Genomic DNA, 15,291 nt, shown 5'->3' with positions numbered 1-15,291 from the left:
ATTAGGGCGACTTTTCTAATTATTGATTCTATGAATGGCTGCCCATGCGGCGTCGTGTTGCGGATCCGCAGGGTACGGAAATGACCGTAAAGTCGCGTTCAAGCGCTTGTTTAGGGCGATTGACAATTGTCGGAAATTCCGTGAAGGTGACGTACCCAAATCAAACGGGCGTATGAATTGAGCGTTTGTATTTTCAGAACGTTCCTACAGAACCCGACGATCGCGTTGGCGGGTGTGCCTGGCGGATTGGCGTAGCATCGACGGTAATGTCCATGCCGAACCAGCGGTCAGCGTTCAACGTGTACTGTTCAGCTTCCATATCGTGGAGATCAGTTGATGATTTACGAAGGTAAAGCCATCACGGTTAAGGCTCTTGAAAGTGGCATTGTCGAACTGAAGTTCGATCTCAAGGGTGAGTCCGTCAACAAGTTCAACCGTCTAACCCTGAACGAACTGCGTCAGGCCGTGGACACTATCAAGGCAGATGCTTCGATCAAGGGTGTGATCGTCAGCAGCGGCAAGGACGTGTTCATCGTCGGCGCCGACATCACCGAATTCGTCGATAACTTCAAGCTGCCCGATGCCGAACTGATCGCAGGCAACCTCGAAGCGAACCGTATCTTTAGCGATTTCGAAGACCTTGGCGTGCCAACGGTTGCGGCCATCAACGGCATCGCCCTGGGTGGCGGCCTGGAAATGTGCCTGGCGGCCGATTACCGTGTCATGTCCACCTCCGCCAAGATCGGCCTGCCGGAAGTCAAGCTGGGCATCTACCCGGGCTTCGGCGGTACCGTGCGCCTGCCGCGCCTGATCGGTGCCGACAATGCCATCGAGTGGATTGCCGCTGGCAAGGAAAACCGTGCCGAAGACGCGCTGAAAGTCGGCGCCGTGGATGCCGTGGTCGAACCTGGCAAGCTCCAGGAAGCGGCCCTTGAGACGATCAAGCGCGCCATCAGTGGCGAGTTCGACTACAAGGCCAAGCGCCAGCCGAAGCTGGAAAAGCTCAAGCTCAACGCCATTGAACAAATGATGGCCTTCGAAACCGCCAAGGGCTTCGTCGCCGGTCAGGCTGGCCCGAACTACCCGGCGCCGGTCGAAGCCATCAAGACCATCCAGAAAGCCGCGAATTTCGGTCGCGACAAGGCCCTGGAAATCGAGGCCGCCGGTTTCGTCAAGCTGGCCAAGACCTCGGCTGCGCAAAGCCTGATCGGCCTGTTCCTCAACGATCAGGAGCTGAAGAAAAAGGCCAAGGCCTACGACGAAATCGCTCGCGACGTGAAGCAGGCGGCTGTGTTGGGTGCTGGCATCATGGGCGGTGGTATCGCCTACCAGTCGGCGTCCAAGGGCACGCCGATCCTGATGAAAGACATCAACGAACATGGCATCGAACAAGGCCTGGCCGAAGCTGCCAAGCTGCTGGTCGGCCGTGTCGACAAAGGTCGCATGACCGCCGCGAAGATGGCCGAAGTGCTCAACGGCATTCGCCCGACGCTGTCCTATGGCGATTTCGGCCATGTCGACCTGGTGGTCGAAGCCGTTGTCGAGAACCCGAAGGTCAAGCAGGCGGTACTGGCTGAAGTCGAAGACAAGGTCAAGGAAGATACGATCCTTGCCTCCAACACCTCGACCATTTCCATCTCGCTGCTGGCCAAGGCCCTCAAGCGTCCGGAAAACTTCGTCGGCATGCACTTCTTCAACCCGGTTCACATGATGCCGCTGGTGGAAGTCATCCGTGGCGAGAAGTCCAGTGAGCAGGCGATCGCCACCACCGTGGCCTACGCGAAAAAAATGGGCAAGAACCCGATCGTGGTCAACGACTGCCCGGGCTTTCTGGTCAACCGCGTGCTGTTCCCGTATTTCGGCGGTTTCGCCAAGCTGGTCAGCGCCGGCGTGGACTTCGTGCGCATCGACAAGATCATGGAAAAATTCGGCTGGCCGATGGGCCCGGCGTACCTGATGGACGTGGTTGGCATCGACACCGGCCACCACGGTCGCGATGTCATGGCCGAAGGCTTCCCGGATCGTATGAAAGACGATCGCCGTTCGGCTGTCGACGTGCTCTACGAAGCCAAGCGCCTTGGCCAGAAGAACGGCAAGGGCTTCTACGCCTACGAGACCGACAAACGCGGCAAGCAGAAGAAAGTCGCCGATTCGTCGGTGCTGGAAGTGCTCAAGCCGATCGTCTACGAGCAACGCGAAGTCACCGACGAGGACATCATCAACTGGATGATGATCCCGCTGTGCCTGGAAACCGTGCGTTGCCTGGAAGACGGCATTGTCGAAACCGCCGCCGAAGCCGACATGGGTCTGGTCTACGGTATCGGTTTCCCTCCATTCCGTGGCGGTGCGCTGCGCTACATCGATTCGATCGGTGTCGCCGAGTTCGTTGCCCTGGCTGACCAGTACGCTGATCTGGGCGCGCTGTACCACCCGACCGCGAAGCTGCGTGAAATGGCCAAGAACGGCCAGCGTTTCTTCGGTTAAGCGCCCAACGACTAGAGCGAGAGAACATTTATGAGCTTGAATCCTAGAGACGTCGTGATTGTCGACTTCGGTCGTACGCCGATGGGCCGCTCCAAGGGCGGCATGCACCGCAACACCCGTGCCGAGGACATGTCGGCGCACCTGATCAGCAAGCTGCTGGAGCGCAACGCCAAGGTCGACCCCAACGAGGTCGAGGACGTGATCTGGGGCTGTGTGAACCAGACCCTGGAGCAGGGCTGGAACATCGCCCGCATGGCTTCGCTGATGACCCAGATCCCTCACACCGCGGCCGGCCAGACCGTCAGCCGCCTGTGCGGTTCGTCCATGAGCGCGCTGCACACCGCCGCCCAGGCGATCATGACCGGCAACGGTGATGTATTCGTCGTCGGCGGTGTCGAGCACATGGGCCACGTGAGCATGATGCACGGCGTCGATCCGAATCCGCACATGTCGCTGTACGCGGCAAAAGCTTCGGGCATGATGGGCCTGACCGCGGAAATGCTCGGCAAGATGCACGGCATCACCCGCGAACAGCAGGACGCCTTTGGCGTGCGCTCCCACCAGCTCGCCCACAAGGCGACGGTGGAAGGCAAGTTCAAGGATGAAATCATCCCGATGCAGGGTTACGACGAGAACGGCTTCCTGAAACTGTTCGACTACGACGAGACCATTCGTCCGGAAACCACCCTGGAAAGCCTGGCGACGTTGAAGCCGGCCTTCAATCCAAAGGGCGGCACCGTGACAGCCGGTACCTCGTCGCAGATCACCGATGGTGCCTCGTGCATGATCGTGATGTCGGCCCAGCGTGCCCAGGATCTGGGCATCCAGCCGATGGCGGTGATTCGTTCGATGGCCGTCGCCGGTGTGGATCCCGCAATCATGGGCTATGGTCCAGTACCGGCCACGCAGAAAGCCTTGAAGCGCGCGGGCCTGAGCATCTCCGACATCGACTTCTTCGAGCTCAACGAAGCTTTCGCCGCACAGGCCCTGCCAGTGCTGAAAGATCTGAAAATACTCGACAAGATGAACGAGAAGGTTAACCTGCACGGCGGCGCCATCGCCCTGGGTCATCCGTTTGGCTGCTCCGGTGCGCGTATCTCCGGCACGCTGCTCAACGTCATGAAGCAGAACGGCGGCACTTTTGGAGTGTCCACCATGTGCATTGGCCTCGGCCAAGGCATCGCCACCGTCTTCGAGCGCATCTAAGCGTCACGTCGATGGAAGCCGGGGCCAAGTGCCCCGGTTTTTGTTTTTCTGGGTTTTCAACAAGAAAAATTTTGTTTTTATTTTGGAAAGATTCAGCGAGGGCCAAAGCATGCCGATACAACCTGGGCTCTACCAACATTACAAAGGCCCGCAGTACCGCGTATTCAGTATTGCGCGGCATTCCGAGACCGAGGAAGAAGTGGTCTTCTATCAAGCCCTGTATGGCGATTACGGCTTCTGGGTGCGTCCGTTGAGCATGTTCCAGGAGTCCGTCGAGGTTGACGGCGAACAGGTGCCACGCTTTGCTTTGGTGCAGGCCGAGGAGAGCATTTTTTCCAGGCCTTGAGGCCAACATGAGGGCGAGCCTGCCCTTGACCTCACCTTGCAGCCACTATATATAGCGGTGCCGCGTCAGGCGCCAACCGCCTTTCACTTTTTAGAATTCAGGAATTTTCTGATCCATGGGCAAATCGCTGGTCATTGTGGAATCCCCGGCTAAGGCCAAGACCATCAACAAGTATCTGGGTAACCAATACGTGGTGAAGTCGAGTATCGGCCATATCCGAGACCTGCCCACCAGCGGTTCGGCTAGCGCCAGCAAAGAGCCTGCTGCCAAGCGCGGCAAGGCTGCCGCCGGCGAAGCGCCAGCGTTGTCGCCGAAGGAAAAGGCGCGCAAGCAGTTGGTCTCGCGCATGGGGGTTGATCCGGAACACGGCTGGAAAGCCAAGTACGAGATCCTCCCGGGCAAGGAAAAGGTCATCGAAGAGCTGCGCCGGCTCGCCAAGGATGCCGACACCATCTATCTCGCGACGGACTTGGACCGCGAAGGGGAAGCCATCGCCTGGCACCTGCGCGAAGCCATCGGTGGTGATGACAGCCGCTACAAGCGTGTGGTGTTCAACGAAATCACCAAGAAGGCCATCCAGGAAGCCTTCTCCCAGCCGGGCGAGCTGGATATCGATCGGGTCAACGCCCAACAGGCGCGACGTTTCCTTGACCGCGTGGTGGGCTACATGGTCTCGCCATTGCTGTGGGCCAAGATCGCTCGCGGCCTATCCGCCGGACGTGTGCAATCGGTCGCGGTGAAGCTGGTAGTGGAGCGCGAGCGGGAAATCCGCGCGTTCATCCCTGAAGAATATTGGGAAGTCCACGCTGATCTGGGTACCGCCAAGGGCGCCACCGTGCGCTTCGAAGTGGCCCGCGAGAAAGGCGAGGCCTTCAAGCCGCTCAATGAAGCGCAGGCCATGGCTGCACTGGAGAAGCTCAAGGCTTCCAGCTACAGCATCGTCAAGCGCGAAGACAAGCCGACCAGCAGCAAGCCGTCGGCGCCGTTCATCACCTCCACGTTGCAGCAGGCCGCGAGCAATCGCCTGGGCTTTGGCGTGAAAAAAACCATGATGATGGCCCAACGTCTGTATGAAGCCGGCTACATCACCTATATGCGTACCGACTCGACCAACCTGTCGGCCGATGCCGTGACGATGGCGCGCACTTATATAGAAAGCGAGTTCGGCAAGAAGTACCTGCCGGAGACGCCGAACGTCTATAGCAGCAAGGAAGGCGCGCAGGAAGCTCACGAAGCGATTCGTCCGTCCGATGCCAATACCGAGCCAAGCAAGCTGTCGGGCATGGAGCGCGATGCCGAGCGTCTCTACGAGCTGATCTGGCGCCAGTTCCTGGCCTGCCAGATGCTGCCGGCGCAATACCTGTCGACCACGGTCAGCGTCGGTGCTGGCGACTTCGAGCTGCGCGCCAAGGGCCGCATCCTGAAGTTCGACGGTTACACCCGCGTCATGCCGCAAATCACCAAGCCTGGGGATGACGACGTCCTGCCGGACATGGCCCAGGGCGACGTGATGAAGCTGATCAAGCTTGATCCGACCCAGCACTTCACCAAGCCGCCGGCCCGTTACTCCGAAGCCAGCCTGGTCAAGGAAATGGAAAAGCGCGGCATCGGTCGTCCTTCGACCTACGCAGCCATCATTTCCACTATCCAGGATCGCGGCTATGTGGCGCTGCACAACCGTCGTTTCTATTCGGAAAAGATGGGTGACATCGTCACCGAGCGTCTGTCCGAGAGTTTCTCGAACCTGATGGACTACGGCTTCACCGCCGGTATGGAAGAGAACCTCGACGATGTGGCCCAGGGCGAGCGCGACTGGAAAAACGTCCTCGACGAGTTCTACGGCGACTTCAAGAAAAAACTCGAAGTGGCCGAAAGCCCTGACAGCGGCATGCGCGCCAACCAGCCGGTCATGACCGACATCCCATGCCTGACCTGCGGGCGTCCGATGCAAATCCGGACCGCTTCGACCGGCGTATTCCTCGGTTGCTCGGGCTACAGCCTGCCGCCCAAAGAACGCTGCAAAGCCACAGTCAACCTGGTGCCGGGCGACGAAATCGCCGCGGACGACGAGGGTGAATCGGAATCCCTGGTGCTGCGCGGCAAGCATCGCTGCCCGATCTGCAGCACGGCGATGGACGCCTACCTGCTGGATGAGAAGCGCAAGCTGCACATCTGCGGTAACAATCCGGACTGTGCCGGTTATGAGATCGAAGAGGGCACTTATCGAATCAAGGGCTACGAAGGCCCGAGCCTGGAGTGCGACAAGTGTGGCAGCGAGATGCAGCTCAAGACCGGTCGTTTCGGCAAGTTCTTCGGTTGCACCAACCCGACCTGCAAGAACACCCGCAAGCTACTCAAGAGTGGCGATGCGGCACCGCCAAAAATGGACCCGGTGAAGATGCCCGAGCTCAAGTGCGAGAAGGTCAATGACACCTACATCTTGCGCGATGGTGCATCCGGGCTGTTCCTGGCGGCGAGCCAGTTCCCGAAAAACCGTGAAACCCGTGCGCCGTTGGTAATGGAGATTGTCCCGCACAAGGACGAAATCGATCCTAAGTATCACTTCCTTTGCGATGCACCGCAGAAAGATCCGGACGGCCGCCCGGCGGTGATTCGCTACAGCCGTAAGACCAAAGAGCAATACGTGCAGACCGAGGTCGACGGCAAGCCTACCGGTTGGAAGGCGTTTTACGACGGCGGTAAGTGGACCGTCGAAGACAAGCGCTGATCGGCATGGCATGAGGGCCTTTGATGGCGAAGGAGCTTGCTCTCACTCGCCGACGTGGTCGTCGTCTTACACTTCAGGCAAAAAAAGGCCGCATGACAACCTATGGGTTTTCATGCGGCCTTGCTGTTTTTGGCTTGCAGTGGCCTCGGTTGATCCACGACACTGTCGCACCTGCGTGACGCTATTATTTCGTTGGGGAGATGCCGCCATGGCCCACGAACTCTATACCCGCACCAATCAGAAAATTTATTTCGCCGGCCTTTCGCTTGAAGCGCTAGCGCGGGCGGAGGATGGGCGTGCAATGAATTCCCCTGCGCTGATCCAGGCGGGACGCGAATCAGCGTTGTTTCATCTGTACGGTGCGTTGTTGGGCCTGTGCCACGAAATTGCCGGTTTTTATCGCTTGCCCCAGGCGAATGCGTCACGGGCCGAGCTGGTATTGACTCGTGAGGTGCTGGAAACCATCGCAATTCCGGAGCTGGCCGAAATGGTCGAGCTGGCGCAGAACCCGGAAACCTGGCTGGCCAGATTGCTGGCGGCCCACCAGGCGCTGTTCCAGCCACCACGGGCCCCGCGCAAGCCCAAGGGCGACGTGACCCAGCCGCTGATCGTGGCGGTCAATCTTGACGAAGAAGAGCCAGAGCAAGAGCTGAATCGGGAAGAGTTGGAGAGCTGGCGGCAGAATCTCAAGAACCTGGCCATTCGCTTTCGCGAAGGGTTGAACGAGTGCTGAGTTCAGTTCGTCCCGTAACGTTCGCTAACGACGCTTGGTCAAGATCCCGAGCGAAGCCTGGCCGATGACTATATAATCCCCGCCTTTCGTGGAGAACAGACTTTTATGCCTACGTCCTTTCTAGAAATTGTCGAGCTTCCTGATGGCCGCATCGAGCTGCGCCGGGCCGAAGACGAGGGGTCTTTGGTTACCCTGAACTTCTCTGAGGACGCCAAGGTATTCCTGCAAGGTCAACACGTTGAGGTCGCCAAGGCGATGCTGAGCGTGGGTGTCCAGATGGCCGGCCGCCTGGTTGAAGGCGAATTCAACAAGGAAGAGGGGCCACGGGTTCTTCATTGATCCTGTTCGGCGACTTTTGACGGTCCGGTAGCTGTTCCGGCTTCTCTGCCCTGGAGAAGCCCTGCATTTGTCTTAGCCCAATCGAATATTCAGGCTTTGTGCGTCCCCGGTGCGTGCGGCGCTGATCAACTGTTGGCGAGCTGTCGCGGTCAAGGGGTTGAGCCAGCTGACCACCGTATGACTGCGGCCCAGACGCAACGCTTCGCACGTCAATTGTTGGGCGCTCTGTGCGCCGCGCGGTTGCAATAGCAGGATCCGCTCACGATTAAGGCCGGCATCCCGCAACCAGGCCTGGGTAACGCTGGCGGGTGGCGCGATCAGCGTCAGCCAGCGAGCGTCCTGGTCCTGGCTCAGCTCTCGCAGAATCGGCGCAAGCAGGTTCAGGCAATTCCCGGCCGCACCACGCAACGACAATTCGCTGAAGGCCTCGGGTTCGACGCCCCAAGGCGATTCGATGACCTCTTTAAGCACTGGAACCAGCGGTTGGGCCATGAATGCCTCGAACAGCGGAAGCTGCGCGTGCTGTGGTGTGTGTGGGAATTGCATAAAGCCTCCTTTAGCGGCGAATGACGCCGACACTCAAGCCTTCGATGACCAGGTCCTGATCTTTCAGGTCCACTTCGATGGGGGCGAACTCAGGATTTTCGGCCATCAACCAGACCTTGCTGCCATCGCGCTTGAACCGCTTGACGGTGACTTCGTCGCCGATGCGCGCCACCACGACCTGACCGTTGCGAGCCTCACGGGTGGTGTGGACCGCCAGCAGATCGCCGTCGAAGATGCCGATATCCTTCATGCTCATGCCATGCACGCGAAGAAGGTAATCAGCCCGCGGGTGGAAGAACGAAGGGTTGATGTTGCAGGATTCCTCAACGTGCTGCTGGGCGAGGATCGGGGCACCAGCGGCTACACGACCGATGATCGGCAGGGTGGTTTCGTCAGCCTTGGCTTCGAAGCCCGGGATGCGAATGCCTCGCGAGGCACCGGGCGTCATCTCAATCGCGCCCTTGCGGGCCAATGCCTTGAGGTGTTCTTCCGCCGCGTTGGGCGACTTGAAGCCCAGTTCCTGAGCGATTTCCGCACGGGTCGGCGGGTAGCCATTGTCTTCGAGGCAACGTTTGATGAAGGCCAGAATCTCTGCTTGGCGTGGCGTCAGCTTTAGCATATCGATCGCTCTGTCTTTTTATACAGTGACTGGGATTATATACAGTGCGAGCCGCTTGGCAATGCCCCTTTTTTCGTGCGCCGCTCGACGGTCGTTTCGGCCGCTATGAAGGGCAGGGCTACAGCCCGGATGAAGGTGTGGTTAAATAGCTGACCGAGCGTTCGCAAAACGTCCCGGCAGGCTTGACAAGCCCAGGGCTGAAACGTATGTTTCAAACAAGTGTTTGTCAGGCGGAGTAGCCATGGCCCAGTCGGAAACCGTTGAACGCATTCTCGATGCTGCCGAGCAGTTGTTCGCGGAAAAAGGTTTTGCCGAAACCTCTTTGCGTCTGATCACCAGCAAGGCCGGGGTGAACCTGGCTGCGGTGAACTATCACTTCGGTTCCAAGAAGGCGCTGATCCAGGCGGTGTTCTCACGTTTCCTCGGGCCGTTCTGTATCAGCCTCGACCGGGAACTGGAACGTCGTCAGGCCAAGCCTGACGTCAAGCCTACCCTGGAAGAGCTGCTCGAGATCCTGGTCGAGCAGGCCCTCGTGGTCCAGCCACGCAGTGGCAATGATCTTTCCATCTTCATGCGCCTTTTGGGCCTGGCCTTCAGTCAAAGCCAGGGTCACCTGCGGCGCTACCTGGAAGACATGTACGGCAAAGTGTTCCGTCGCTACATGCTGCTGGTCAATGAAGCCGCGCCACGCATACCACCGATCGAACTGTTCTGGCGCGTGCACTTCATGCTTGGCGCCGCTGCGTTCAGCATGTCTGGGATCAAGGCGCTGCGGGCCATCGCGGAAACCGATTTCGGCGTGAACACATCCATCGAACAGGTCATGCGTCTGATGGTGCCATTCCTGGCCGCCGGCATGCGTGCCGAAAGCGGCGTCACCGATGAGGCAATGGCCGCAGCGCAACTGCGTCCTCGCAGCAAATCCGCCCCGGCGCTCGCCAAGGCGTAAGGCCACGGGTGGGCGCGGCTGCTTACATCCGCTAAGCTAGCCGCCCATGCCGATTCTCCCTTTGAGTTCGTATCAAATTTCATCGCCGATGCGCGACCTGCCAGGCCTGGAGCCTGGCGGCGTCATCGTGCATGCGTCGCCGTGCGCATCCATCGTTATTAAGGAATTGCTATGACTGCTGGCCTGCAAGGCTCGTTGATGGTGGACGTCGCCGGTACCTGGCTGACGGCCGAGGATCGCCATCTGTTGCGTCAGCCCGAAGTGGGCGGCTTGATCATCTTCGCTCGCAACATCGAGCATCCGCGCCAGGTGCGCGAGCTGAGTGCGGCGATCCGCGCCATTCGTCCCGACCTGTTGCTGGCGGTTGACCAGGAGGGCGGGCGTGTCCAGCGCCTGCGCCAAGGGTTCGTGCGTCTGCCGGCGATGCGGGCCGTTGCCGATAATCCGAATGCCGAATACCTGGCCGAACAATGCGGCTGGATCATGGCCACCGAGGTGCTGGCGGTCGGCCTCGATCTGAGTTTCGCCCCGGTGCTGGATCTCGATTATCAGCGCAGCGCCGTGGTTGGCAGCCGCTCATTCGAGGGCGATCCCGAACGCGCCGCATTGTTGGCCGGTGCTTTCATTCGGGGCATGAACGCCGCGGGCATGGCCGCCACGGGCAAGCATTTTCCTGGGCACGGCTGGGCCGAGGCGGATTCCCATGTGGCCATCCCCAATGATGAGCGCAGCCTGGAACAGATCCGCGCCAACGACCTGCTGCCGTTTGCCAGGCTGAGCAAGCAGCTTGCCGCCGTGATGCCGGCCCATGTGATCTATCCGCAGGTCGATGCCAGCCCGGCCGGGTTTTCCCGACGCTGGTTGCAGGACATCCTGCGGGGCGAGTTGCAGTTCGACGGGGTGATTTTCAGTGATGACCTGTCAATGGCCGGGGCCCATGTGGTGGGTGATGCCGCGAGTCGTATCGAGGCCGCATTGACGGCGGGTTGCGACATGGGCCTGGTGTGCAACGATCGCGCGGCCGCAGAGTTGGCATTGAGCGCCGCCCAACGCTTGAAGATCAAGCCATCAGCGCGGATCGCCCGCATGCGTGGCCAGGCCTTCGCCAGTACCGAGTATCGCCAGGATCCACGCTGGCTGACAGCGATCGGCGCATTAAAAGCCGCCCAACTGATCGATTAAGGACGTTTGTATGACCGTTTACGCAATTATCGGCGGCACAGGCCTGACCCAGCTGGAAGGCCTGACCATTCGCCAGTCCCTGGCGGTGGAAACGCCCTATGGCGCGCCATCGGCCGACGTGCAGATTGGCGAATATGCCGGGCGTGAGGTGCTGTTCCTGGCCCGTCATGGCCATCCTCATCGTTTTCCGCCGCACCAGGTCAACTATCGCGCCAATCTCTGGGCCCTGAAGCAGGCGGGTGCCGAGGCGATCCTGGCGGTCAACGCCGTGGGCGGGATCCACGCGGCGATGGGCACCGGACATTTCTGCGTGCCCCATCAGTTGATCGATTACACCAGTGGCCGCCAGCACACGTATTTTGCCGATGACCTGGAAGCGGTTACTCATATCGATTTCAGCTATCCCTACACGGAGTCGCTGCGCCAGAAGTTGATTGCCGCCCTGGCTGCCGAAGGCTGCGGCTACAGCAGCCACGGTGTCTATGCCTGCACGCAGGGGCCGCGCCTGGAAACGGTGGCCGAAATTGCCCGCCTGGAGCGTGATGGCTGCGACATCGTCGGCATGACCGGCATGCCGGAAGCAGCATTGGCTCGCGAGCTGGAGCTGGACTACGCGTGCCTGGCCCTGGTGGTTAATCCGGCGGCAGGCAAATCCACGGCGGTGATTACCATGGCCGAGATCGAGCAGGCGCTGCATGACGGGATGGGGAAGGTGAAGTCGACCCTGGCGCGGGTGTTGATGGCTGAATAGTGGAGCCGGCGAAAAAGCGGGGTAGAGGCGTCCCCCGATGGAAGCCCCGTTGATACACGGTTTCCGGATGGCTCCGACTCCCAGTTTCATTATCTTTCATAATGTCCTTGGCCATGATTGAATCGATTGCAGAACTTCTTGAGACTGAATGGGCGGATTCGTTCGGTCATCGTACGCTCGCTCGCGGGTTCGACTATGCCGAGGAAGAACGAGTCCGGATACTGCAGGTAGACAAACGAGCGGTTCACGCTGAGTGCGAAGGAGCCGGTACCAGTGTCTACCAGCAGATGATCGAGCTCGTTCGCCAGCGGGGTTATGACGATGTTCGTTACGAATGCTCATGCCCAGGCGGCGGCGACTGCAAACATTGTGTGGCGGTCATGTTCCACTTGATGTGGAATGAGCAATTGTTGCAGGCAGGCTCCGGCGGCGAGCGTCTGAGCCGCGATCTTGAAGCCTGGATCGAGCATATACCTGAGCAGGGACCTGATTCGGCGGCGATCGAAAAGAACACGGATATCCGGCTTCTCTACAAGCTCAAGAACACACACACCGGCCAATGGGTGCTGGAACTCTTCAAGGGGCGTCAGCTCAGTGATGGTTCCTTGCGAGATCTGAAAGCGTTTTACCAACTTGCGGACATGCTGATCAGTTTGCCGAACTACCTGTTCGACATTGACCAGCAAATCGGTCGCTTGTTGATCAGCACTCAACGTTTTCACGGGCAGATGAACAGCTATCCGCTGCGCGGGCGCAATGGCGCCGATGTGCTTGCGCTTGCCTTGCAGTCTTCCCGCCTGTTTCTCGAGCTGGAACCGCCGCAGCCGCTGCGGGCAGGGCCTCAGAAGTCGGTACAGTTTTCCTGGGCTGAGCAATCCAGCGGTAACTACCGGCCTGAGTGGCAAAGTGTCGATCAACTGCCGGGTAGGATTCTGGTGCTTGAGCCGCTTCATTATCTGGATGTGGCGCGCCAGGAGCTTGGCCGGCTCACCTATGAAATGGACGACAAGCTGGCCTGCCATTTAAGCCTTGCGCCAGAGGTGCCCGCTCACCAGGCAGCGCTTTTCAGCCATCGGATCAACGCTGCCGGCCTGGCAATCCCTCCCCCGAAAAAACTCACTGAACGCATCATCGACGATATCGAGCCACGGGCGGTGCTGACGTTGGGAAGTGCGCTCAATCTTCGGCACTGGAAATCGGTTCCAGAACATCGCGCGGCGTTGACCTTTATCTACGATGGTCATACTGCCGACGATAAAGCTTCCATCGATATCTCGATTCTGTCCGGGACCGAGACTCTGCGCATTCGACGCAAGCCGGATCTCGAACAGGCCTTACGCACCACTCTACGTAAGGCAGGATTCAAAAAGGCCAGCCGCAAAAGCCTCGCACTCGCAGGCAGCGTGGGTGAACTGTTCCAGATGCCGGATGACGCTGCCTGGTTGGCGTTCATGGATAGAGGCTTGTCCCAATTGCGAGCCGCCCATTGGCAAGTCGATATTGAAGATGGCTTTCACTTCGACCTGCAACCCGTAGAGCAGATGTACGCCGACATCGAGGAGTCTCCGGGGAGGGAGTGGTTTGATTTGCAGTTGGGCATTGTCGTGAATGGCAAGCGGCACAGTCTTCTGCCGATTTTGCTTTATCTGCTTCGCTCAAGTCCCGAGATGATGGAACCGGCCAATCTCGATCAGCGCAGTGATGAACAGTTGTTATTGCTTGAGCTCAACAGTGGAACGTTCATGGCAGGTCCCTCCGTGAGGGTCGCGTTGCCGTATGGGCGCGTCAAGCCGTTGATGGCTACCCTCGGTGAGTTGTACATGAGAGAACACCGGGGCGACTCGATACGTTTGAACGCCTTTGATGCGGCCAGGCTCAATGCGCTCGAAGGCGTGCCGTTGGTGTGGCAGGGCGGAGAAAGACTGCGCACATTTGCTAAAAGGTTGCATGAGGCGACCCATGTGCATGTCCCAGCGCCAGATGGGCTCAAGGCTGTGCTGCGACCCTACCAACTCGAAGGGCTTAACTGGATGCAAACCCTGCGCGAGCTGGAAGTGGGCGGCATTCTGGGTGATGACATGGGCTTGGGCAAAACTTTACAGGCCCTGGCTCATTTGCTGTGCGAGAAACAAGCAGGGCGCCTCGATGTCCCGGCGCTAGCGGTCATGCCCACGAGCCTGATTCCCAACTGGCTCGACGAAGCAGCACGCTTTACGCCTCAGCTCAGAGTGCTGGCACTTCATGGTGCGGCCCGGCAAAAAGACTTTGCCAGCCTTGGTCAGTACGATTTGATATTGACCACTTATGCCTTGTTGCCGCGGAATCTGGAAATATTGAAGCCTCAGGCCTGGAGTGTGCTGATTCTTGATGAGGCACAAAACATCAAGAATCCTGCCAGCAAGGCCGCCCAGGCTGCTCGCGACCTCGGCGCCCGGCAGCGTCTTTGCCTGTCCGGCACGCCGCTGGAAAATCACCTGGGCGAACTCTGGTCGTTGTTTCACTTTCTATTGCCCGGCTGGTTGGGAGATAGCAAAACCTTCAATCGTGACTACCGCACGCCCATCGAAAAACACGGCAATCAAGAGCGCATGCGGCATTTGATTGCCCGCATAAAACCCTTCTTGCTGCGCCGGAAAAAGGAACAGGTCGCGACCGAGCTGCCGCCCAAGACCGAAATCATCCATTGGGTCGATCTCAGCGACGGGCAGCGGGATGTCTATGAAACGGTGCGCGTGGCCATGGACAAGAAAGTCCGCGACGAAATTGCTCGCAGCGGCGTGGCTCGTAGCCAAATCATCATCCTTGATGCGTTACTCAAGCTGCGCCAGGTCTGTTGCGATCTGCGACTGCTCAATACTCCAAAGACCACCAAAACACCGCGCATTGGCAGCGGCAAGTTGGTCAGTTTGATGGAGATGCTCGAAGAGTTGCTCAGCGAAGGGCGCAAGATCCTGTTGTTTTCCCAGTTCACCTCAATGTTGGCATTGATCGAGGAGGAACTGCAAAAGCGCAGCCTTGCTTATTCGTTGTTGACCGGAAGTACAGTCGATCGCCGTACGCCGGTTAGGGATTTTCAGAGTGGCAAGGTGTCGCTTTTTCTGATCAGCCTCAAGGCAGGGGGGACGGGACTCAATCTGACGGCTGCCGATACCGTTATTCACTTCGATCCTTGGTGGAATCCGGCGGTGGAAAATCAGGCGACCGACCGGGCTTATCGGATCGGTCAAAACAAGCCTGTTTTTGTTTACAAGCTGATTGCCCGAGGTACGGTGGAGGAGAAGATACAGGCCCTTCAGGAGAATAAGGCTGCATTGACAAGCGGGGTTTTGGATGGCGGAACAACGGGCGGATGGAAGCTTGAGCAAAGTGACATCGAAGCGTTGTTTGCTCCGTTGCCCAAGGCCTGAT

Annotated in this window: 12 protein-coding genes; 10 read left to right on the top strand and 2 right to left on the bottom strand. The window is 59.0% G+C overall.

What is annotated here, in order from left to right:
- The first annotated feature begins 336 nt into the window (after positions 1 to 336).
- The 6 genes from fadB to J3P97_RS17835 all read left to right on the top strand — a co-directional run bounded on the left by fadB (position 337) and on the right by J3P97_RS17835 (position 7,836).
- Positions 337 to 2,484 (top strand): fatty acid oxidation complex subunit alpha FadB, encoded by a 2,148-nt coding sequence (gene fadB, locus J3P97_RS17860; RefSeq protein WP_434573018.1) that lies wholly within the window; start codon positions 337 to 339, stop codon positions 2,482 to 2,484.
- 30 nt (positions 2,485 to 2,514) lie between these two features.
- Positions 2,515 to 3,690 (top strand): acetyl-CoA C-acyltransferase FadA, encoded by a 1,176-nt coding sequence (gene fadA, locus J3P97_RS17855; protein WP_305499994.1) that lies wholly within the window; start codon positions 2,515 to 2,517, stop codon positions 3,688 to 3,690.
- Between the two features lie 109 nt (positions 3,691 to 3,799).
- A complete protein-coding gene (locus J3P97_RS17850) occupies positions 3,800 to 4,036 on the top strand; it encodes a DUF1653 domain-containing protein (RefSeq protein ID WP_072389007.1) in 237 nt (78 codons plus the stop codon).
- A gap of 115 nt (positions 4,037 to 4,151) precedes the next feature.
- Positions 4,152 to 6,764 (top strand): type I DNA topoisomerase, encoded by a 2,613-nt coding sequence (topA, locus tag J3P97_RS17845; RefSeq protein ID WP_434672422.1) that lies wholly within the window; start codon positions 4,152 to 4,154, stop codon positions 6,762 to 6,764.
- Positions 6,765 to 6,972: 208 nt separating this feature from the next.
- Positions 6,973 to 7,497 carry a DUF6586 family protein gene (locus J3P97_RS17840; protein ID WP_305499996.1) on the top strand — a complete coding sequence of 175 codons (525 nt, stop codon included), beginning with the start codon at positions 6,973 to 6,975 and terminating at the stop codon, positions 7,495 to 7,497.
- Between the two features lie 105 nt (positions 7,498 to 7,602).
- Entirely contained in the window at positions 7,603 to 7,836 is a 234-nt protein-coding gene (locus J3P97_RS17835; protein ID WP_003183419.1) for a hypothetical protein, read from the top strand.
- Between the two features lie 72 nt (positions 7,837 to 7,908).
- Here the strand turns inward: J3P97_RS17835 and sulA are convergent, their stop codons facing one another.
- Both sulA and lexA read right to left on the bottom strand, forming a co-directional pair.
- The gene (gene sulA / locus J3P97_RS17830; RefSeq protein ID WP_434573025.1) at positions 7,909 to 8,382 is read right to left on the bottom strand and encodes an SOS-induced cell division inhibitor SulA; all 474 of its coding nucleotides are present in this window, start codon (positions 8,380 to 8,382) and stop codon (positions 7,909 to 7,911) included.
- Positions 8,383 to 8,392: 10 nt separating this feature from the next.
- Positions 8,393 to 9,001 carry a transcriptional repressor LexA gene (gene lexA / locus J3P97_RS17825; RefSeq protein WP_434573027.1) on the bottom strand — a complete coding sequence of 203 codons (609 nt, stop codon included), beginning with the start codon at positions 8,999 to 9,001 and terminating at the stop codon, positions 8,393 to 8,395.
- Between the two features lie 241 nt (positions 9,002 to 9,242).
- On the opposite strand from lexA, the gene J3P97_RS17820 reads away from it, so the two are divergent.
- From J3P97_RS17820 to J3P97_RS17805, 4 genes are all read left to right on the top strand, one after another.
- Positions 9,243 to 9,950 (top strand): TetR/AcrR family transcriptional regulator, encoded by a 708-nt coding sequence (locus tag J3P97_RS17820; RefSeq protein ID WP_181286907.1) that lies wholly within the window; start codon positions 9,243 to 9,245, stop codon positions 9,948 to 9,950.
- A 171-nt stretch (positions 9,951 to 10,121) separates the two neighbouring features.
- Complete coding sequence (nagZ, locus tag J3P97_RS17815; RefSeq protein WP_434672421.1) at positions 10,122 to 11,132, top strand: beta-N-acetylhexosaminidase; 1,011 nt, start codon at positions 10,122 to 10,124, stop codon at positions 11,130 to 11,132.
- Positions 11,133 to 11,142: 10 nt separating this feature from the next.
- Complete coding sequence (locus tag J3P97_RS17810) at positions 11,143 to 11,883, top strand: S-methyl-5'-thioinosine phosphorylase (protein ID WP_434672420.1); 741 nt, start codon at positions 11,143 to 11,145, stop codon at positions 11,881 to 11,883.
- A gap of 113 nt (positions 11,884 to 11,996) precedes the next feature.
- Positions 11,997 to 15,290 carry an SNF2-related protein gene (locus J3P97_RS17805; protein WP_434672419.1) on the top strand — a complete coding sequence of 1,098 codons (3,294 nt, stop codon included), beginning with the start codon at positions 11,997 to 11,999 and terminating at the stop codon, positions 15,288 to 15,290.
- The last annotated feature ends 1 nt before the right edge of the window (position 15,291 follow it).

The organism is Pseudomonas sp. R1-15 (genome assembly GCF_051132085.1).
GTDB lineage: Bacteria > Pseudomonadota > Gammaproteobacteria > Pseudomonadales > Pseudomonadaceae > Aquipseudomonas.
The sequence above is the reverse complement of the archived record's forward strand: the minus strand, read 5'-3'. Positions and strand labels throughout refer to the sequence as shown.